20 protein-coding genes are annotated in these 17,526 nt (G+C 62.7%); 8 read left to right on the forward strand and 12 right to left on the reverse strand.

Annotated features, from left to right (window positions below):
- Positions 1-302: 302 nt before the first annotated feature.
- Together JQ574_RS33185 and JQ574_RS33190 are read right to left on the reverse strand one after the other, a co-directional pair.
- Positions 303-1,160: a PCC domain-containing protein gene (locus tag JQ574_RS33185; RefSeq protein ID WP_212210525.1), complete on the reverse strand. Its 858-nt coding sequence runs from the start codon at positions 1,158-1,160 to the stop codon at positions 303-305.
- A gap of 35 nt (positions 1,161-1,195) precedes the next feature.
- Positions 1,196-2,836, reverse strand: coding sequence for an acyl-CoA synthetase (locus JQ574_RS33190; protein ID WP_212210447.1), 1,641 nt, complete (start codon positions 2,834-2,836; stop codon positions 1,196-1,198).
- Positions 2,837-3,029: 193 nt separating this feature from the next.
- Between JQ574_RS33190 and JQ574_RS35615 the strand changes: the two genes are divergently transcribed.
- Positions 3,030-3,158, forward strand: a complete 129-nt coding sequence (locus tag JQ574_RS35615) for a hypothetical protein (protein WP_283813479.1) — start codon at positions 3,030-3,032, stop codon at positions 3,156-3,158.
- A 123-nt stretch (positions 3,159-3,281) separates the two neighbouring features.
- On the opposite strand, the gene JQ574_RS33195 is transcribed toward JQ574_RS35615, so the two are convergent.
- Positions 3,282-3,686, reverse strand: a complete 405-nt coding sequence (locus JQ574_RS33195; RefSeq protein ID WP_212210449.1) for an SPW repeat protein — start codon at positions 3,684-3,686, stop codon at positions 3,282-3,284.
- A gap of 145 nt (positions 3,687-3,831) precedes the next feature.
- Positions 3,832-4,776: a tetratricopeptide repeat protein gene (locus tag JQ574_RS33200; RefSeq protein WP_212210451.1), complete on the reverse strand. Its 945-nt coding sequence runs from the start codon at positions 4,774-4,776 to the stop codon at positions 3,832-3,834.
- Between the two features lie 98 nt (positions 4,777-4,874).
- Between JQ574_RS33200 and JQ574_RS33205 the strand changes: the two genes are divergently transcribed.
- Positions 4,875-5,144, forward strand: a complete 270-nt coding sequence (locus JQ574_RS33205) for a GNAT family N-acetyltransferase (RefSeq protein WP_212210453.1) — start codon at positions 4,875-4,877, stop codon at positions 5,142-5,144.
- Between the two features lie 20 nt (positions 5,145-5,164).
- Here the strand turns inward: JQ574_RS33205 and JQ574_RS33210 are convergent, their stop codons facing one another.
- Positions 5,165-5,953, reverse strand: coding sequence for a fumarylacetoacetate hydrolase family protein (locus JQ574_RS33210; RefSeq protein ID WP_212210455.1), 789 nt, complete (start codon positions 5,951-5,953; stop codon positions 5,165-5,167).
- Positions 5,954-6,124: 171 nt separating this feature from the next.
- Between JQ574_RS33210 and JQ574_RS33215 the strand changes: the two genes are divergently transcribed.
- On the forward strand, positions 6,125-6,289 hold the full coding sequence (locus JQ574_RS33215) for a DUF1127 domain-containing protein (protein ID WP_211996721.1): 165 nt from the start codon (positions 6,125-6,127) through the stop codon (positions 6,287-6,289).
- Positions 6,290-6,371: 82 nt separating this feature from the next.
- Here JQ574_RS33215 and JQ574_RS33220 read toward each other — a convergent pair whose 3' ends face one another.
- Positions 6,372-6,761, reverse strand: coding sequence for a DUF3597 domain-containing protein (locus JQ574_RS33220; protein ID WP_212210457.1), 390 nt, complete (start codon positions 6,759-6,761; stop codon positions 6,372-6,374).
- A gap of 294 nt (positions 6,762-7,055) precedes the next feature.
- On the opposite strand from JQ574_RS33220, the gene JQ574_RS33225 reads away from it, so the two are divergent.
- On the forward strand, positions 7,056-7,985 hold the full coding sequence (locus tag JQ574_RS33225) for a DUF2189 domain-containing protein (RefSeq protein ID WP_212210459.1): 930 nt from the start codon (positions 7,056-7,058) through the stop codon (positions 7,983-7,985).
- A 275-nt stretch (positions 7,986-8,260) separates the two neighbouring features.
- Positions 8,261-9,076, forward strand: a complete 816-nt coding sequence (locus JQ574_RS33230) for a lytic murein transglycosylase (RefSeq protein WP_212210461.1) — start codon at positions 8,261-8,263, stop codon at positions 9,074-9,076.
- Between the two features lie 58 nt (positions 9,077-9,134).
- On the opposite strand, the gene JQ574_RS33235 is transcribed toward JQ574_RS33230, so the two are convergent.
- Positions 9,135-9,398: a hypothetical protein gene (locus JQ574_RS33235; RefSeq protein ID WP_212210464.1), complete on the reverse strand. Its 264-nt coding sequence runs from the start codon at positions 9,396-9,398 to the stop codon at positions 9,135-9,137.
- 878 nt (positions 9,399-10,276) lie between these two features.
- Here JQ574_RS33235 and JQ574_RS33240 point away from each other — a divergent pair.
- From JQ574_RS33240 to JQ574_RS33250, 3 genes are all read left to right on the forward strand, one after another.
- On the forward strand, positions 10,277-10,429 hold the full coding sequence (locus JQ574_RS33240; RefSeq protein ID WP_016846063.1) for a DUF1127 domain-containing protein: 153 nt from the start codon (positions 10,277-10,279) through the stop codon (positions 10,427-10,429).
- Positions 10,430-10,581: 152 nt separating this feature from the next.
- Positions 10,582-12,015 (forward strand): methylenetetrahydrofolate--tRNA-(uracil(54)-C(5))-methyltransferase (FADH(2)-oxidizing) TrmFO, encoded by a 1,434-nt coding sequence (gene trmFO / locus JQ574_RS33245; RefSeq protein ID WP_212210466.1) that lies wholly within the window; start codon positions 10,582-10,584, stop codon positions 12,013-12,015.
- A 4-nt stretch (positions 12,016-12,019) separates the two neighbouring features.
- Positions 12,020-13,144 (forward strand): serine/threonine protein kinase, encoded by a 1,125-nt coding sequence (locus tag JQ574_RS33250; RefSeq protein WP_212210469.1) that lies wholly within the window; start codon positions 12,020-12,022, stop codon positions 13,142-13,144.
- Here JQ574_RS33250 and JQ574_RS33255 read toward each other — a convergent pair.
- From JQ574_RS33255 to yajC, 5 genes are read right to left on the reverse strand one after another with little or no spacing between them, the layout of a single operon-like run.
- The gene (locus JQ574_RS33255; protein WP_212210470.1) at positions 13,141-14,004 is read right to left on the reverse strand and encodes a phytoene/squalene synthase family protein; all 864 of its coding nucleotides are present in this window, start codon (positions 14,002-14,004) and stop codon (positions 13,141-13,143) included. The genes JQ574_RS33250 and JQ574_RS33255 overlap by 4 nt on opposite strands.
- A complete protein-coding gene (locus tag JQ574_RS33260) occupies positions 14,001-14,384 on the reverse strand; it encodes an Mth938-like domain-containing protein (protein ID WP_212210472.1) in 384 nt (127 codons plus the stop codon). Before JQ574_RS33260 ends, JQ574_RS33255 begins: the two co-directional genes overlap by 4 nt.
- A gap of 2 nt (positions 14,385-14,386) precedes the next feature.
- Entirely contained in the window at positions 14,387-15,391 is a 1,005-nt protein-coding gene (gene secF / locus JQ574_RS33265; protein WP_212210474.1) for a protein translocase subunit SecF, read from the reverse strand.
- A 13-nt stretch (positions 15,392-15,404) separates the two neighbouring features.
- A complete protein-coding gene (secD, locus tag JQ574_RS33270; protein ID WP_212210476.1) occupies positions 15,405-17,003 on the reverse strand; it encodes a protein translocase subunit SecD in 1,599 nt (532 codons plus the stop codon).
- Between the two features lie 39 nt (positions 17,004-17,042).
- Complete coding sequence (yajC, locus tag JQ574_RS33275) at positions 17,043-17,408, reverse strand: preprotein translocase subunit YajC (RefSeq protein WP_192739505.1); 366 nt, start codon at positions 17,406-17,408, stop codon at positions 17,043-17,045.
- Positions 17,409-17,526: the final 118 nt, after the last annotated feature.

Genomic DNA, 17,526 nt, shown 5'->3' on the forward strand with positions numbered 1-17,526 from the left:
TCGTGTGCAGCTTTGTTTGCACTATTCGCACACGAGACCGCGGGTGCAGCGCGCATCCGGCATTCCCTGCGCCCTCTGAATTTTTTGGGGGCGAACGATTTCAAGCACAACTCGGGCGCAACGCGTCGCGAGAATGCGAAGCCACATCCACGTGTCGTCCCGGCGAAGGCCGGGCCCCATAACCCCAGGGAGTAGTTTTGCGAATGGTCTCTGCTACCGAGCTTCATAGAGAGATCACGCGGTATGGGTCCCGGCCCCCCGTGCGCAATTGCGCACTAGGCCGGGACGACAGCAGAAACCGATCAAAGCACTTCGAGCACCAGCTCCATCGTCATCAGCACCGGATTGTCGCCGCGCATCAGCCGGCCTTCGGCGATGCCGCCGAGATAATCCACCAACGCAATATCCAGCGTCGCCTCCAGCGTACCGTCGGCGGTTGACGTGATGGTGCCGAAGCGGATCGCAAGCTCGGTCGCGAACGGCACGACGGATCGGCCATCGGTGAACTGCGCGCCGATCGTGCTGCCGACCCCGCCATGAATCCGGGCCTGAAAGATCCCGTGTTGCCGGCAGAATGCTTCCAGCGCACACGCGAAATCCTGGTTCGGCCGCAGCCGCAGCGCAAAGGCCCGGCTACTGGTGTCGGCACCGCTCGCCTCGCGCGGCACCGGCCCGAACAATTTGAAATTGGTCTCGCTATCCACCTCGGCGGTGAAGACAGCGCCATCGATCCCGAACGCTTCCACCACGAACGGCTCGGCGACGATGCTCTCCTCGGGCAGGATGTGGCCGCCATGCAGGTCGCCGTCGGTCTCGGTCCACAGGCCGTGGCAGTGGAAGAACGGCGCGCCGTCGCGCTCGCCCAAAGTCATCGCCGCGAACTTGAGCTGCGTGATGCCTTCGGGCCGGAAGGTGTCACTGTAGAACGCGGCATTGGCGCCGGTCTTCGACAGCGCCGGCATCACATAGGCAAACGGCCCGAGCGCCCCGCCCCGCATGCTCAGCACGCCGCCGGCAAAACCTGCCTCGGCGAAGCCGCGGCGCGCGGCTTCGAGCAGCGGCAGGCCGGCTTGCAGCGTGAACGAGAACGCGCGGCCCCGCGCCTCGACCCACTGGATGCGTTCAGGGTTCGGCGGACCGGGCTGGAGGATGCTGCGCATTGCTTCCGGCACCGGCCGGTTTGCCTTCGCCGCCGTCATCGTGGCGCGTCTTGACTGGTGAGGTCGAGCAGCCCGCGCGCCTCGAGTTCGTCGCGCACCAGCCGCTTCGGGATCTTGCCGTATCCGGACTTCGGCAGCGCCTCCCAGAAGAAGAACCGCTTCGGCATCTTGTAGCGCGGCACCTTCGGCGACAGGAATGCGGCGAGCTCCGCCTCGCTCACCGCAGCCGCGCCCTCGCGCGCAACGCAGACGGCGACGCCGACCTCGCCCCAGAACGGGTCGGGCACCCCGAGCACGGCGACCTCACCGATGCCGGGATGCGTCAGGATCTTCTCCTCGACCTCGCGCGGATAGATGTTCGACCCGCCCGAGATGTACATGTCGGAGGCGCGGCCGGTGATGTAGAGAAAACCCTCCTCGTCCATATGGCCGAGATCGCCGGTGCGGAACCAGCCGTCGCGAAACGCCTTCGCATTGGCATCCGGGTTGTCGTAATAGCCGGCGAACACGGCGGGGCCGATCACGCAGATCTCGCCGGTCTCGAACGGTTTGAGTTCGCGCCCGTCATCGCCCTGGATCGAGACCTGCATGCCGGTGCGCTCGAAGCCGCAGGTGCCGATCCGCGCATGCGGCGTATCCTCGGGGTCATGCAGATTGGCCGGCATGACAGTGATGTTGCCGGTGACTTCGCCGAGCCCGAAATACTGCACCAGCACCTTGCCCAGCTTGTTCAGCGCGGCCTTCTGGTCCTCGCGGTACATCGGCGCGCCGGCATAGATGATGAAGCGGAGCGAGGAATGGTCGTAGCGGTCGACCGCGGGATGCTCGACCATCATCTTCAAAATGGTCGGCACCGTAAAAATGTTGCTGACGCGATGCGCCTCGATCAGCCGGAACGCCTCGTTGATATCGAATTTTTCCGACGGCAGCAGGATGGTCGGCACGCCCCGCGCCGCCTGCACCAGCTGGTGCACGCCGGCACCGTGCGACAGCGGCGCCACCACCAGAGAGGCGTCCTGCTCGGTGGTGCCGGGCATCAAATCGGCGAGATGGTTGGTGACCACAAAGGCCATCTGGCCATGGGTCAGCACCGCGGCCTTGGAGCGGCCCGTGGTGCCTGACGTGAAGAAGAACCAGCAGGGGTCGTTGTAGTCGACCGCGGTATTGGCAAAACTCTCGCCGGCATGCGCCGCAATGGCGGCGCTCACCGACTTCTCGCCAAAGGCGCCCTCGCCGATCCGCCAGATGAACTCCAGCGCGGGGTTGGCTACGGCGGCGGCGTGTTCCGGGAAATCGCCGTGGCACAAAAATCCCTTGGCGCCCGAGGCAGTGGCAAGATAGGCGACCTCGTCCGGCATCAAGCGGAAGTTGGTCGGCACCCAGACCACGCCGAGCCGGAACGCCGCAAACATCGACCAGAACATCTCGTCGCAATTTTTCGAATGCACCAGCAGTCGGTCGCCCTTGACGAGGCCGCGTTCGGCAAGCGCCGCTGAAAGCGCCGAGACGGCGCGGTCGATCTCGCGCCAGGTCCAGGTCCGGTCGCCGTAGATAAAGCCGGTGCGATCGCCATGGCGGCGGGCGTTCTGGGTCACCAGATGCGCCAGGTTCATCACCCGGTTCGACATCCGCACGAGGCCGCCGCGCGGCGCGGCTGTGGTTGCGGTTCCCGTCATGTCGGCACCGCCGCACTGCACAAGCCAAGCAAAATCATCATCGTTACGCTTCTCAACGCTGATCTGAACATTCCGGCCGGACGTTAGCAGAAAGCCCGGCCTCTGCCAGCGCGTCCAGGTACAGGCTGCGTGCTTATAGACGCGGCTGCATGGCTGGCCCATGGTGCCATCAGCCAAACGCCGGGAGATCAAGATGGCCAATGAAAAAGGCCCGAACATCAAGAAGAAGCAGAAATGCAAGAATTGCGAGGGCAAGGGCCTGGTGAAGAAGGGCGATAACGTCGTGAAATGCCAGCGCTGCAAGGGGACCGGCGTGCGCTGACCTCCCGATTTCCCACGCCGAAACAGGACCACCCGGCGGGTCCCGGGCGATCCTGTCGTCATCGTTACCACGCTGCCACGCAGGCCTGCCGACGAGAAAGCCGGCAGGCCCGATCGCAAGCCATTACTGCGGATGGTTGGCGAGTTCCTGGTCGGTCAGGCGCCAATCCTGCCACAGCTGAAGCGCGCCGAGCAGAGCCACGACTGCGCCGAGTATCGCGTGCCAAGCCGGCAGAAACGTGTCGCCGGAATAGCCGAAAATCCACGGTGAAGCGATCAGCCAGAGCCCGAGGACGATCTCCGCCACCTCCTCCCAGCGCTGCAATGCGACATATTCCAGCTGGGCGAGGCCGAATACCAGCATGCCGACCACGAAGGTGTTGAGAATCATGGTGCTGCGATCGGCGGTCATGACCTCGTTGGCCGGTTGCACGGGAAACCAGGGCGACACCACGATCAGCACGCCAAGTAGCATGCCGAACCAGTCCTCCCACGATCGATGTGTTCTGAAGAAACGAAAGTCCGACATAGTAAACCTCCCATTGAAAAGAGGCATACGTCAGCGGCCGGCAATCCCTGACATTTCCGATCTCGAACCATATCCGGCCGCATCGGGGCGTATGTCTTGCAAAAGACGTAGGTACACCCTAACCGGTTGCAAGACCACGAACCATCTATTGCGCTGCGCCAAGTTGCTGCAGGCCTTCACGGGCGGTGCGCAGGCTGGGGTTGATCTCCAGGGCTTTGCGGAAATCCGCGACCGCGCCGGCCTTGTTGCCCAGCCGCATCTTGGCCTGGCCGCGGTTATTCCAGGAATAGGCGTCAGCCGGATCGTATTGCAACGCCTTGTCGTAATCGGCAATGCCGCGCTTGGTATCGCCCTGATACAGCCGGATCATGCCGCGGTTGCGCCAGCCCCGGGCATCGGTCGGCGCGATTTTGGCCGCCGCACCGTAATCGGCGGCGGCACGCTCCAGTTGCTCGGTATCGCGATAGACATTGCCGCGGTTGATATAGGCCAGCACGTCCGGCTTCAGCTTGATCTGAATGCTGTAATCGGCGATCGCGCGGGTGGTGTCGCGCTTGCGATGATGGAGATAGCCGCGGTTGCCATAGGCGATGGCGAGCGACGGGTTATGTTTGATGGCGGCGTCGAAATCGGTCAGCGCGCGATCGAGGTCGCCTTTTCCGACCCAGGCGTCGCCGCGATTGTTGTAGGCCAACGCGAAGGTCGGATCGATGCGGAGCGCCGCGTCATAGTCGGCCATGGCGTGATCGAGTTCGCGCTTGAAGGCATAGACCCGTCCGCGATTGGTATAGGCGCATGCATAGTCCGGATCGAGCCTGATCGCCTCATTGAGGTCGGCCATGGCGGCGTCGAGTTCACGCTTCTCGGTAAGCCCGTGGCCGCGGTTGCAATAGGCGCCGGCGAGCCTCTTGCCGGTCTCGGTCTTGCCATCGATCACGACGCTGCAGGCCGTTACCCGCTCATTCGGCGCCGTCGTCGTGTTGGTACAGGCCTGCCAGTTCCGGTCGCCCCCGGCAGATGCGGCTGGCGCTTGCGTGAACGTCAGCGATGCACCCAGCAGCGATGCGGTCAGGCAGGTCAAAATGCGCATGATGTCACCCCGGCAAGCGATTTCTCCCTTGGTCGCTCGTTTGCATCATCGGGTTCACATGCCTACATGAGTGGGGTGAATCGCATGGAACTCCTCGCATGACCGTCCGCAACAACAAGGCCCAAAACCGCTTCGAACTCGACGTCGAGGGTACGGTAGCGTTTGCGAATTATCGGCTGACCCCGTCGGCTGTCATCATCACCCATACCGAAACGCCGAGGGCGCTGCGCGGCCGCGGCATTGCCTCCGAACTGGTCAAGGGCGCGCTGGAATTGATCCGCGCCGACGGCCACAAGGTGATTGCCGGCTGCGGTTTTGTTGTCGACTATCTGCGCAAGAATCCGCAGTTCGCCGATTTGACTGGCTAGTCTCTCGCCGGGACGAAGACCTACACAATCTTGATCGACATATCCGGCAGCCCTTCCAGCTTGCACAGCAGCACATCCCCCTTCACGACCGGGCCGACATTTTCAGGCGTGCCCGAATAGATGATGTCGCCGGCCTTCAGCTCGAAGGCATCAGACAATTTGGCGATCTGCTCGGCGACGCTCCAGATCATGTTCTGCAGGTTGGAGTTCTGCTTGACGGTGCCGTTCAGCGCCAGCGAGATCGCGCCCTTGGTGAAATGGCCGGTCTTGGCGGCGGGGTGGATCGGGCCGAGCACCGCAGAACGGTCAAAGCTCTTGCCGATCTCCCATGGCTTCTTCTCGTCGCCCAACGCGCGCTGCAGGTCGCGCCGCGTCATGTCGAGGCCGAGCGCATAGCCATAGACGTGATCGAGCGCCTTCTCCGCCGCGATGTTGGTGCCGCCCGATTTGAGCGCTGCAACCAGTTCGACCTCGTAGTGATAGTTCTTGGTCAGTGAGGGATAGGGATGATCGGCGATGCTACCGATCGCGACGTTCTGGATCGCATCCGTCGGCTTCTGAAAAAAGAACGGCGGTTCGCGGGTCGGGTCGGATCCCATTTCGCGCGCATGCGCGGCATAGTTGCGCCCGATGCAATAGATGCGGCGGACCTGAAACACGTCGGTCTCGCCGACGATCGGAATGGTCGTGGCCGGCACTGGAAACATCGACTTCGGGCCGGCCTGCGCAGCGGCCGGAGCGCTTGCCGCCGCGCCCGCCAGCGCCAACGCTCCGGTCGTTAGAACGGTTCTGCGGTCGAGGCTGTTCATGATGGTCTCCCTGGTTCACGTTTCTCGTTCAGGCTGTCTCTACAGCCTTTTCGCACAAATTGCATGGCACCTGCGCTTTGCTGCATTGCAGTGAACCGCGTCGCCGCAGCTCGCGACCAACGGCCATCAGCACCGCAAAGGTGCCTCTCACATCTTGAATAGGAAAACACCATGTTGATCTCTCTGATTGCCGCCATCAGGCGATACGCCCGCTACCGCTCCGAGCTCGCAAGCATGAGCCAGCTTGACGATCGCATGCTCCGCGACATCGGCATCAGCCGCGCCGACCTTGCCAACTCCGCGCCGCGCTACACCGGGCGCCGGCCGTATCCCTGAACGATCGTTCTCGCGCGCATCCCAAAACAAAAAAGGCCCGCGTCACGCGCGGGCCCTTTGCCTGTTGATCAGAACGAGAGCGTCAGTGCTTGATCTCCGGCGGCAGCTTGCCGCCATTCGCGGCCAACTTGGTCATCACCTGCTTGTGCAGCCAGATGTTCATGCTCGCCGAATCATTGCTGTCGCCGGTATAGCCGAGCTCCTTGGCGAGCTCCTTGCGCGCCGTGAAGCTCGAATCGATGTCGAGCGCCTTCATCAGATCGACGATCGAGGTGCGCCACGCCAGCTTCTCGCCCTTGTCGGCCACGGCCTTGTCGAGGATCGGCGCGACATCGATCGTCGCCGCCGGTGCTGCGGATCCGCCGGCGGCAGCTCCGCCTGCAGCCGCTCCGCCTGTCGCTCCGCCGGAAGCCGGCGCCGCGTCTGCTTTGGTGCCGAAAATCGCGCCCATGATTTTTCCGAAAATGCTCATCGTTGGCTCCCAGTGGAATTGAATAGGTATGTCGCTAGCGGCACTGTTGACCGGCAGCACCAGCCCGGGCTCGCCTTTTAGTTTAGCCAGCCAATTGTGGCTTGCCAATGAAACATTCACCGAAGCGTGAGTGCTATTGTCCCGGTTTGGGAGTACGCTGATGACTCAGTTCGCGACATGGCCAGTTGTTCTTCCCTGTCTTCGCGTCTGGTCTGATCGTGATCATGTTTGGAAACGGCACGTTTGCGCCCTCCAGCGAGCGCAAGATGCGGCCGCCAGAGGGAGACGACGACCATGGCGATTCCAATTCAAGGCACCTCATATCAAGGCAATGTCACATCTCTGACGCAGAGCGGACAGGAGACCGCGAATGCGCCAGTGATCCGGACCATCGGCCTTTCCGATTTGCACCGGGCCTTGCAGCTCGGCTGGGAGGATTTCAAGGCCGTTCCAAGTCACGCCGTTATCCTGTGCGTGATCTATCCCGTGCTCGGATTGGTGCTGGCGCGCACGGTGCTCGGTTACTCGGTGTTGCCGCTGTTGTTTCCGCTGGCCGCAGGCTTCGCCCTGCTCGGCCCGTTCGCAGCGGTCGGCCTATATGAGATGAGCCGCCGTCGTGAGACCGGCGCACAGGCGACGGCGTGGGATGCGCTCGAGGTGCTGCGCTCGCCCTCGTTCGGCGCCATGCTCGGGCTCGGCGTCCTCCTGCTGGCGTTGTTTGTGACCTGGGTAGCCACCGCGCAGGCGATCTACATCGCGGCGTTCGGCTATGAGGGCGCGACGGGCCTGCAAGATTTCGCGACGCGGGTGCTGACCACGCCGCAAGGCTGGTGGCTGATCGTGGTCGGCTGCGGCGTCGGCTTCCTGTTCGCCCTCGTCGCGCTCTGCATCAGCGTCGTATCGTTTCCGCTGATGCTCGATCGTCACGCCGGCGCCGGCGACGCGATGGTGACGTCCCTGCGCGCGGTCGCACGAAATCCCGTGCCGATGGCGGTCTGGGGTTTGATCGTGGCCGTGCTGCTGGTTGCAGGAACGCTGCCGTTCTTCCTTGGCCTTGCCGTCGTCATTCCACTGCTTGGCCACGCCACCTGGCATCTCTACCGGGAAACCATTGAACCGGAACTCAATCCCCAGCCGCTTCCGCCCCGCGCGCCACGCGAGCGCAAGCCCGCGGCGGACTTCCCGGCCAATCTGTTTCCCTGGCGGCGCAAGGAAGGCGCATAGGCCTTACAGCAAGTAGCGAGATCAAACCGCCGGTCGGTTGTCGACCGGCGGTTTGGCGTCCATTCATGCTGGCATCGCGCAAGACCAATCCAGGCCGCCCCTCGGCCTCGGCCTTCGGGTTCAGAATTGCCTATGAATTGAGCGCCTGTGCTGATGACACGTTTGTGTCAGCGCCGACGAAATGGCGGCCTTGTTTTGGCCGCTGTTGCTCCGAACATTCGGTGTGGTTTCGAGACTAATGTCGATCATGAATCGACTTTGGAGCGAACGACACTATGACCTCTCGCGTTTCTGTTCGGACTTTGGCGCTGGCTGCACTTCTCCTGACTTCGGCAAGCCCATCGATTGCAGCCCCCTGTGGCTCCGGCACGTTTGAGGGCTGGCTCGAAGACTTCAAAAAGGAAGCCGCGGCGAAAGGAATTTCGCCGGCGGTCATTCAAACCGGACTGACCGGCGTGGCGCTCGACAAGACGGTCATTGCGCGGGACCATTCACAGAAGGTTTTCAGCCAGAGCTTTGAGGAATTCTCCGGCCGCATGGTCCCGCCCCGGCTCGCCCGCGGCGCCAACATGCTCAAGCAATATGGATCGGTGCTCGGGCGCATCGAACAGGCCTATGGCGTGCCCGGCGAAGTACTGGTCGCAATCTGGGGTCTGGAGACCGATTACGGCGTCAACATCGGAAAATTCCCGACGCTGCGCTCGCTTGCGACGCTGGCCTATGATTGCCGTCGCACCGATTTGTTCAAGGCCGAGTTGATGGACGCGCTCCGCATCGTCGAGCGCGGCGATATCGCGCCACAGGATATGCGCGGCGCCTGGGCCGGTGAAATCGGCCAGACCCAGTTCATGCCGTCGTCCTACATCAAATATGCGGTCGATTTCGACGGCAATGGCCGCCGCGACCTGCTGCGCAGTGCGCCTGATGTGCTGGCCTCGACCGCGAACTACCTTGCAAGCTATGGCTGGCAGCGCGGCAAGGATTGGGAGCCCGGCAGCGCGAATTTCGCCGTGATCCAGCAGTGGAATAAGAGCGAGGTCTATTCCAAGACCATCGGCTATTTCGCGACACAGCTTGCGCGTGCGCCTTAATAGGTCGGGAAAATCGGAGGGCCAGGCACCAAGGCAACAGGCCCTCCGCCGGGTAGGTCTACTTCGCCGTACCTATGTGCATCGCCTTGCTCAGATGCGCGCCGCAGACGCCCATCTTGCCGCTCAGCATGGCGTCCTGAGCCATGGCGATTTCCTTTTGCGCGGTAATCTTGCCCTCGCCGTCCGCCATCGCCTCGATGGCGGTCTCGGTCTTTTCGAGGTTGGGACCGCTGCAGCCGGCGTTCACCTTGGCGGCGTTTGCGGGAGCGATGGCGTAGGCAATGGCAGCCATTGCGGCTGCTGCGATTAATTTATTGAGCATGTTGTTTTTCCGTTTTCTGTTTTTGACAGCACCAGCGTCATTGCCGGAATCTGCGCGATGATTGTTTTCCGGTTGCAGAAAATTTTGGAATGACGTTCGCGCGAGGTGCTGAGCGCAGCATGCAATGCGATTATGCGAAACGACGCTTTTTCATTACGGCTGCGTAATTCATTACGGCCACGTAACGACGCGGCGCAGCATGTTGATCGATGCAGCACCGGGCAAAGATCGCGTTCGATCTCGCCATGGTGCGCGCTACCCCGATAGCGATGATCAACGCATGTGGTGAGACGTTGCGTTCAAATCGGGAGCGCTGTTCGCACGGTCTTCGTCGAGCGATACGCCAAGATAGCTATCGTCGCCACGAGCAGCGGAAGTCATCAGCGGTGGCCAGCCGCAGCACAGTGTCGGCGGGTCCCGGCTGCTGGCTAATGCCCCAGCGCGGGGCTCGCGCCACAGTTGCGCCTAAGCCGCGCGCCTTGCCACCATAGACTAATTATATATTCATTCTTATGGCGAGAACTGCATGCGAATCGCGCATGCAAAGCAGAGAGACGGTTCGATTTTGTGCAGGTCGGCCAGCCATTGATTTCTGGTGCGGAAGCATCTCTTGACGAGGTCGTAATAGTTGCTACCGAAATTTTGTCAACTATTTGATTTTGAATGCGTAATTCATATGTCCTGAGGTCGGAACCAGCCTTTGGCCGCTCGATTGAGCGAGCAGTGCCGATGGGTTAATCAAACCTTACCAAAGCCATGCGTTTCCAGCTTAGCTGCACCGCAACACAGGAACTTCTGCACTGCAAAATATCAGCTATATTCATTTCAACGATGAGGCTTCCCTCCAAGAGCTGAATCGTAATTTCAAGGAGACTACCATGTTACTCTCGCTCATCCGCATGATCCAGGCGTTCCGGGACTATCAGCGCAATGTCAGCGAACTGTCCCAGCTTAGCGATCGCGAATTGGCCGATATTGGCCTCGATCGTTCGGACATTCCGCGCGTTGCAGCCGGGACCTATAACGGCTGATCCTTTGTCAGCTCCCTGACGAACGGATAAACGCCCGCCTCGCTGCGGGCGTTGTCGTATCTGGACTTGGTCGTATCCGGGCTGGATTCCTTGTTCTAAAAACGCCATTGCCGCAGGTGCACTTGGCGAGAAAACGCGCTAACCCTGCGCGCATGACCGCAGCCAAGAATCCAACTAACACCGTCCATGTGATCGGCGGTGGCCTCGCCGGCTCGGAAGCCGCCTGGCAGATCGCCAATGCCGGCATCCCCGTGGTCCTGCACGAGATGCGCCCGGTGCGGATGACGGAGGCCCATCAAACCGAAGGGCTTGCCGAACTCGTCTGCTCCAATTCATTCCGCTCCGACGATGCCGCCAATAATGCGGTGGGCCTGCTGCACGCCGAAATGCGCCGGCTGGGCTCGCTGATCATGCGGTCGGCGGACGCCAACCAGGTGCCGGCCGGCGGTGCGCTGGCGGTTGATCGCGACGGATTTTCGGCCGCCGTCACCCGTGCGCTGCACGAGCACCCCCTGATCGAGATCGACCGCACGGAAATCGCCGGCCTGCCGCCGGCCGACTGGGGCAACGTGATCGTGGCGACCGGTCCCCTCACCTCGGCGCCGCTGGCGGACGCTATTCGCGAACTCACCGACGAGAACGCGCTGGCGTTTTTCGACGCGATCGCGCCGATCGTACACAAGGATTCCATCGACATGTCGGTGGCCTGGTTCCAGTCGCGCTACGACAAGGTCGGGCCCGGCGGCACCGGCGCCGATTACATCAACTGCCCGATGACCAAGGAACAGTACGACGCGTTCGTTGCTGATCTGCTCGCCGGCGAGAAGGTCGACTTCAAGGACTGGGAGACCAACACGCCCTATTTCGATGGCTGCCTGCCGGTCGAAGTAATGGCTGAACGCGGTCACGAGACGCTGCGCCACGGACCGATGAAGCCGGTCGGCCTCACCAATCCGCATAACCCGACGGTGAAGGCCTACGCCATCGTACAGCTGCGCCAGGACAACAAGCTCGGCACGCTCTACAACATCGTCGGCTTCCAGACCAAGCTGAAGCACGGCGCCCAGCAGCGCGTGTTCCGCACCATTCCCGGGCTCGAGGCGGCCGAATTCGCCCGCCTCGGCGGCCTGCATCGCAACACCTTCCTGAACTCGCCAAAGCTTCTGGACGGCCAATTGCGGCTGCGCGCGCAGCCGCGGCTGCGTTTCGCCGGCCAGATGACCGGGTGCGAAGGCTATGTCGAATCCGCCAGCATCGGATTGATGGCCGGGCTCTATGCCGCCGCCGATGCACGCGCGCAGTCGCTGGCGCCGCCGCCGGCGACGACAGCGCTGGGATCCCTGCTCGGCCACATCACCGGCGGTCACATCGAGACCGTCGACGCTGGCCCGCGCTCGTTTCAGCCGATGAACATCAATTTCGGCCTGTTCCCGCCGCTTGCCAGCCCGCCGACGAAGAAGCCGGACGGCACGCGGCTGCGCGGCAACGAGAAGACGGTCGCCAAGAAGCAGGCGATGAGTGCGCGGGCGCTGGCCGATCTCGACCGCTGGATCGCCGATCACCTGCGCGTCGCGGCGGCGGCGTAAGATCATGGCTTTGCCAAAGGATGACGCCGCGATTCTGTCGGCGCGATGGACCGAAGGCGTGCTGCTGAAGCGCGACGTGTTCTCCACCGTCGAGCGCGGGCGCTTCAAAAGCGACGCCGGCGAGGTCGATGCGGTGTTGCGCCGGCTCGATCAGGTGCCGATATGGTCCTATCTCCTCGCTCGCCATCTGTTCGCCCGCGAGCACCGCGCGCTGGCGCTGGCGCGTGACCTGAATGTCGGCCCAAAACTGCTGTGGGCTGGCCGGCAGGCGCTGGTGCGCGGCTTCATCGATGGCGTCGCGCTGCAAATGGCAAAGCCCCATGGCGATATCGGCTACTTCCGCTCGGCCAAGCTGGCGCTCCGAAAGCTGCATCGCGCCGGCATCTGTCATAACGATCTCGCCAAGGAGCAGAACTGGCTGCGCGGCAGTGACGGACAGGCCTATCTCACCGATTTCCAGCTGGCCGCCTGCTTCAAGAGCCGCAGCCGGCTGTTTCGCATCGCGGCCTATGAGGACCTGCGGCACCTCTTGAAACACAAGCGCAGCTACGCGCCTGCCGCGTTGACGCCAATGGAGCGCAAGATCCTGGCGCGCAAATCCGTCGTCGCCAGCGTCTGGCTGATGACCGGCAAGAAGGTCTATCAGGCCATCACCCGCGGCCTGTTCAATTTCACCGATCGCGAAGGCGGCGGCCGTCGCCTGGTCAACGACGCGCCTGTGCTGATCGAGATGATCCGCAAAAATCCACACGTGCGCGATACGGCCATCGTCGCCTTTGCTGACCGCCGCACCGGCGTCGGACTCTATGCGTTCGTCGAGGCCGATCAGGTTGCGCTGGAAAAGCAGCTGCGCAGCGAGCTTTCGTCCGCCAAGGGCGTCAAACCGCCGGAGCATATCCAGGTCGTGCACGCATTGCCGCGCGACGCCGCCGGCAAGCCGCGCACCGAAATCCTGCAGCTCGTCGCGATGAACCAGCTCGACCTGATCGAGCCGATGATGAAGAACGACACTGACCGGGCGTTCCTGAAGGACATTCTGGAGAGCCGCAAGAATTTGCGGGACCGGTTTAATTTTGAAGCGGCGGATATGGATTCGCCGTCGGGCGCCTCTACGCGAACAAACTCTTAACCACCAAATTCCGGCGAGCGCGACGCCCGCCACAGCGTCCAGAGCGTCCGCAATCGCGACGAGGTCCTAGGCACGAACGGATCGGAATCCGCCCGCGACATCCACTTCAGGTCACGGCGGACCAGCGCCAGCGGCAGGAATACCGGCCTCACCTCCGGCGGCACGGCGGAGAGCAGTTCGAAGGCGGTTTTCAGATGCTCCCGCGCCTCGCCGATCAGCTGGTCGATCGCCGCGCGCGCCTGCGGCGTCTGCTTGCCCGAATAGACTTCTTCCATGCCGCTGCCGTGTTGCTGCAGCAATTGCAGCGGCACGAACAGCTGGCGCCGCGCCGCATCCCACGGCAACTTCTCGATCACCTGCACCAGGCCTTGGGCGAAGCCGGCGTGGCGCGCGAGGTGATCGACCGCTTCCGAAGGCCGCGACGCGACGAGCCCGGCCAGCGAGAACAGCGCCGAAGATGTGTCGTTGATGTAGCCTTCGAGCGCCGCCATCGACGGCATCGGGTCGTTGTAAAGATCGAACTGGTGTTCGTCGATCAGGCGGGACAGCGGGTCGACCGGCAGGTGGTAGTCACGGATCACCTGCAGCAGTTCGGCGGCGACCGGGTTGCCTTCGATGCCGCCATGGCCCGCGCCGGCCAGCATGTCGGTCCACCACTGCAGCCGCATCTCGCCGGGCAGCGGCTGGCTGACCTGCTCGCGTACCCGTGATATCTCGGCATTGAAGGCGTAGATCGCGAGCAGCGCGCGGCGCTGGGCCGCCGGCATGAACAGCGTCGACGCGTAGCGGACGAAATCATGGGTGCGCACCAGGTCGGCGCAGAAGCCGGCGGAATCCCTGGATGCCTCGCTTGCGCTCATGGCACCGCGATCAGCGCGGCGGCAACGCGCCGGCGCTCACCCATCATGATGTTGTAGGTACGGATCGCCGGCCCGGTCTGCATCGGGTCCAGCACCACCCGCACCGCGCGCAGCGCCTCGCGCAAATGTTTGGGCGGTATCCAGACGTCGGTGCCGGTGCCGACGACCAGGGTGTCGATCGAATTCGCAGCCTTGAAGACGCGCGCGAGCGAATATTCGTCGATCTCATCGGGCTTCGTGACGTCCCACGCCCAGATCCCGTCCGGCAGGCACAGCAGCGAGCCGCGGTGCGACATGTCGGCGAACGCAAAGCCACCCTTGCCGTAGGCCTCGATCGGCGCCGACCTCGGAAAATGCGGAGCGTCCGAGGAGCTCGTCATGCTTACTTCTTTTTAGGCGTATCCGGCGCGTCGCGGTGCTCACCAACGCCGAGATAGATCAGGATCGGCGCCGCGATGAAAATCGAGGTGTAAGTGCCGACCAGCACGACGCCGAACATCATGACTGCGGTGAAGCTGTGGATCGCGTGGCCGCCGAACACCAGCAGCGCCAGCAACGCCAGCGTCACCGTGACGTGGGTGATGATCGAGCGCGACAGTGTCGAATTGATGGATTCGTTGAGCAGTTGCGGCATCGGCATTTTCTTGTAACGCCGCAGCATTTCCCGAATCCGGTCATAGATCACGACCGTGTCGTTCAGGGAGTAGCCGAGGATCGTCAAGAGCGCCGCGATACTGGTGAGGTCGAAATCGACCTGGGTGAGCGACATGAAACCGATCGTGAGCACGATATCGTGAACGTTGGCGATCATGGCGCCGAGCGCGAACTGCCATTCGAACCGAAACCAGAGATAGAGCAGGATCGAAAAGATCGCGAGCATCAGACCGATCATGCCGTAGGCCAGCAATTCGCCGGAAACGCGCGGGCCTACCACCTCGACGCGGCGATACTCCACGCTGTCTCCGAGGGCGCTGCGGACCTTCGTCACCGCCTCTTGTTGCGCCTGGTCGCCGCCGGCCTGCTCGGCAACCCGGATCAGGACGTCGGCCGGACCACCAAACTGCTGAAGCTGAACCTCGCCGAGGCCGAGATTGCTCAACGTCGCACGCATCGTGGCAATGTCGGCGGAGCCCGACTTGGACTGCACCTCCAGCAACGTTCCACCCTTGAAGTCGATGCCGAAATTCAAGCCGTGGGTGAAGAACAGGATGATCGCCACGATCGAAAGCGCCGCCGAGATCGGAAAGCTGATGCGGCGAAAGCGCGTAAAATCGAAATGCGTATCGTCAGGGACGATCCGCAGCGGAGGCAGCAGATCGAGCACGGCGACGACTGTCAGCACGGCAATCAGGATGCCAAGCCCGATGAGGACGAATTGTGTTGTCAAAGCCGACTCCGCTTCAAATTGGCACGGTCTTCGGCCGCTTCCATCGTACCCAGCCGGCGACGATCAGGCTGGTCAGGGTAAACGCGGTGAACACGGTGGTGATGATGCCGATGCCGAGTGTCACGGCAAAGCCGCGTACCGGCCCGGTGCCGATATAGAACAGCACAGCGGCGGCGATGAAGGTCGTGATGTTGGAGTCGAGAATGGTCGACAGCGCGCGCGTGAAGCCGGCGTCGATCGCCGAAATCGCGGTGCGGCCGTGGCGCAGCTCTTCGCGGATGCGCTCGTAGATCAGCACGTTGGAGTCGACCGCAATGCCGACCGTGAGCACGATGCCGGCGATGCCCGGCAATGTCAGCGTGGCGTTCAGAAGCGACAGGATGCCGAAGATCATGGCGACGTTGATGGCGACCGCAATATTGGCGAACACGCCAAACAGTCGGTACGTCACCAGCATGAACACGATGACCAGGATCGAGCCTACATAGGCCGCAAGTTCGCCCTTCTCGATCGAATCCTGACCGAGGCCCGGACCGACGGTACGCTCCTCGATGATGGTCAGCGGCGCAGGCAGCGCGCCGGCGCGCAACAGAATCGCCAGATCGTTGGCGGCCTGCACCGTGAAGTTACCGGATATCTGACCGGAGCCGCCAGTGATCGGTTCCTGGATAACCGGCGCCGAGATCACCTTGCCGTCCAGCACGATCGCGAACGGTTCCTTGACGTGTTGTGTTGTCGCCGCCGCGAACTTCCGTGATCCGGAGCTGTTGAACTTGAAAGAAACGATCGGCTGGTTGGTGCGCTGGTCGAATCCCGGCTGGGCGTCGATCAGTTCACCGCCCGAAACCAGCACTTGCTTCTTGATCACATAGGGCTGCGGATACTGCGGGTCGGCGCTGGGCAGCAACTCCGAGTCCGCCGGCACGCTCCCCCGTTGATCCGGCGGCACCGTGAGATCGACCATCCGGAATTCCATCTTGGCGGTCTTGCCGAGAATGTCCTTCAGTCGGGTCGGATCTTGCAGGCCCGGCACCTGCACCAGGATGCGGTCGATGCCCTGGCGCTGGATCAAGGGTTCCACCGTGCCGAGTTCGTTGACGCGGCGCTCGACGATCTGGATCGATTGTTCGACCGACTGGCGGATGCGTTCCGTGACCGCGGCCGGAGGCACTGTCAGCCGGATCACCCCACCGCCACCGTCAGCCACCTCAAGGCCACGCTGGCCGCTCGACCCCAACAACCCGCCAAGCGGTTGCGACAGTTCGCGCAGTTTGGTCAGCGCGGTCGGCGCGTCGGTGTCCTTGGTGATGCGCACTTCGACGACATCGGCACGGGCACTGAGGCCGGTGTACTGGATCTTGGCCTCACGCAGCACACGGCGGACGTCGTCGCGCACCTGGTCGAGCTTTTCCTTCTTGACGTAGTTGGAGTCGACTTCCAGCAGCAGGGACGAGCCGCCCTGCAAGTCGAGGCCGAGCACGATGTGGCGCTGCGCCCATTTCGGCCAGGTCTTTACCGTGGCCTCAGGGAAGAAATTCGGAACGGCGCACAGGCACACCACCAGCGCGGTCAGAATGATCGCCAGCGCCTTCCACCGCGTGAAATACAACATCGAGTTGACCCGTCAGATCAGGAGTATGCAGAGCGCAAATCAGCTCGCGGACGTCTCGTCCTTGGCGGTCTCGGCCTTTTCCTTGGCCGGCTCGCCCTTGGCGCGCACGCCGGAGATCATCTGCCGCATCTGGCGCACGCGCACACCGTCGGAGATCTCGAACTCGATCTGGTCGTCGTCGACGACCTTGGTCACCTTGCCGACCAGGCCGCCGGAGGTCACGACGGTATCGCCACGCCGGATGTTTTTCACCAGTTCGGCATGGTCCCTGATCTTCTTCTGCTGCGGGCGCAGAATCAGGAAGTACATGATGACGAAGATCAGTGCGAACGGCAGCAGCGACATCAACATGCTGTTGGCATCGCCACCGGCTGCAGCCTGGGCGTACGCAGGGGTAATCAGCATTCGAACAATCCTCGTGAGACGGGAAACGACCGGCGACGCAAGCGTCTGACCGGTCCGGGCAAATTCGCGCGGACTATAGCGGCGGCCGTCCCAATTGCAACGCTGCCAGCCCCCTCAT

The organism is Bradyrhizobium sp. AUGA SZCCT0158, assembly GCF_018130065.1.
In the GTDB taxonomy this organism is placed as follows: Bacteria; Pseudomonadota; Alphaproteobacteria; order Rhizobiales; family Xanthobacteraceae; genus Bradyrhizobium.

Bases quoted from the DNA above. Each gene is read 5' to 3' on its own strand.
- JQ574_RS33215 (WP_211996721.1), top strand. From the start codon at position 6,125: ATGTTGATCTCTCTGATTGCCGCCATCAGGCGATACGCCCGCTACCGC.
- JQ574_RS33235 (WP_212210464.1), bottom strand. From the start codon at position 9,398: ATGCTCAATAAATTAATCGCAGCAGCCGCAATGGCTGCCATTGCCTAC.
- JQ574_RS33250 (WP_212210469.1), top strand. From the start codon at position 12,020: ATGGCTTTGCCAAAGGATGACGCCGCGATTCTGTCGGCGCGATGGACC.
- JQ574_RS33210 (WP_212210455.1), bottom strand. From the start codon at position 5,953: ATGAACAGCCTCGACCGCAGAACCGTTCTAACGACCGGAGCGTTGGCG.
- yajC (WP_192739505.1), bottom strand. From the start codon at position 17,408: ATGCTGATTACCCCTGCGTACGCCCAGGCTGCAGCCGGTGGCGATGCC.
- JQ574_RS33190 (WP_212210447.1), bottom strand. From the start codon at position 2,836: ATGACGGGAACCGCAACCACAGCCGCGCCGCGCGGCGGCCTCGTGCGG.
- JQ574_RS33225 (WP_212210459.1), top strand. From the start codon at position 7,056: ATGGCGATTCCAATTCAAGGCACCTCATATCAAGGCAATGTCACATCT.
- JQ574_RS33185 (WP_212210525.1), bottom strand. From the start codon at position 1,160: ATGCGCAGCATCCTCCAGCCCGGTCCGCCGAACCCTGAACGCATCCAG.
- JQ574_RS33255 (WP_212210470.1), bottom strand. From the start codon at position 14,004: ATGAGCGCAAGCGAGGCATCCAGGGATTCCGCCGGCTTCTGCGCCGAC.
- trmFO (WP_212210466.1), top strand. From the start codon at position 10,582: ATGACCGCAGCCAAGAATCCAACTAACACCGTCCATGTGATCGGCGGT.
- JQ574_RS33230 (WP_212210461.1), top strand. From the start codon at position 8,261: ATGACCTCTCGCGTTTCTGTTCGGACTTTGGCGCTGGCTGCACTTCTC.
- JQ574_RS33240 (WP_016846063.1), top strand. From the start codon at position 10,277: ATGTTACTCTCGCTCATCCGCATGATCCAGGCGTTCCGGGACTATCAG.
- JQ574_RS33220 (WP_212210457.1), bottom strand. From the start codon at position 6,761: ATGAGCATTTTCGGAAAAATCATGGGCGCGATTTTCGGCACCAAAGCA.
- JQ574_RS33195 (WP_212210449.1), bottom strand. From the start codon at position 3,686: ATGTCGGACTTTCGTTTCTTCAGAACACATCGATCGTGGGAGGACTGG.
- JQ574_RS33260 (WP_212210472.1), bottom strand. From the start codon at position 14,384: ATGACGAGCTCCTCGGACGCTCCGCATTTTCCGAGGTCGGCGCCGATC.
- secD (WP_212210476.1), bottom strand. From the start codon at position 17,003: ATGTTGTATTTCACGCGGTGGAAGGCGCTGGCGATCATTCTGACCGCG.
- JQ574_RS33205 (WP_212210453.1), top strand. From the start codon at position 4,875: ATGACCGTCCGCAACAACAAGGCCCAAAACCGCTTCGAACTCGACGTC.
- JQ574_RS33200 (WP_212210451.1), bottom strand. From the start codon at position 4,776: ATGCGCATTTTGACCTGCCTGACCGCATCGCTGCTGGGTGCATCGCTG.
- JQ574_RS35615 (WP_283813479.1), top strand. From the start codon at position 3,030: ATGGCCAATGAAAAAGGCCCGAACATCAAGAAGAAGCAGAAATGCAAG.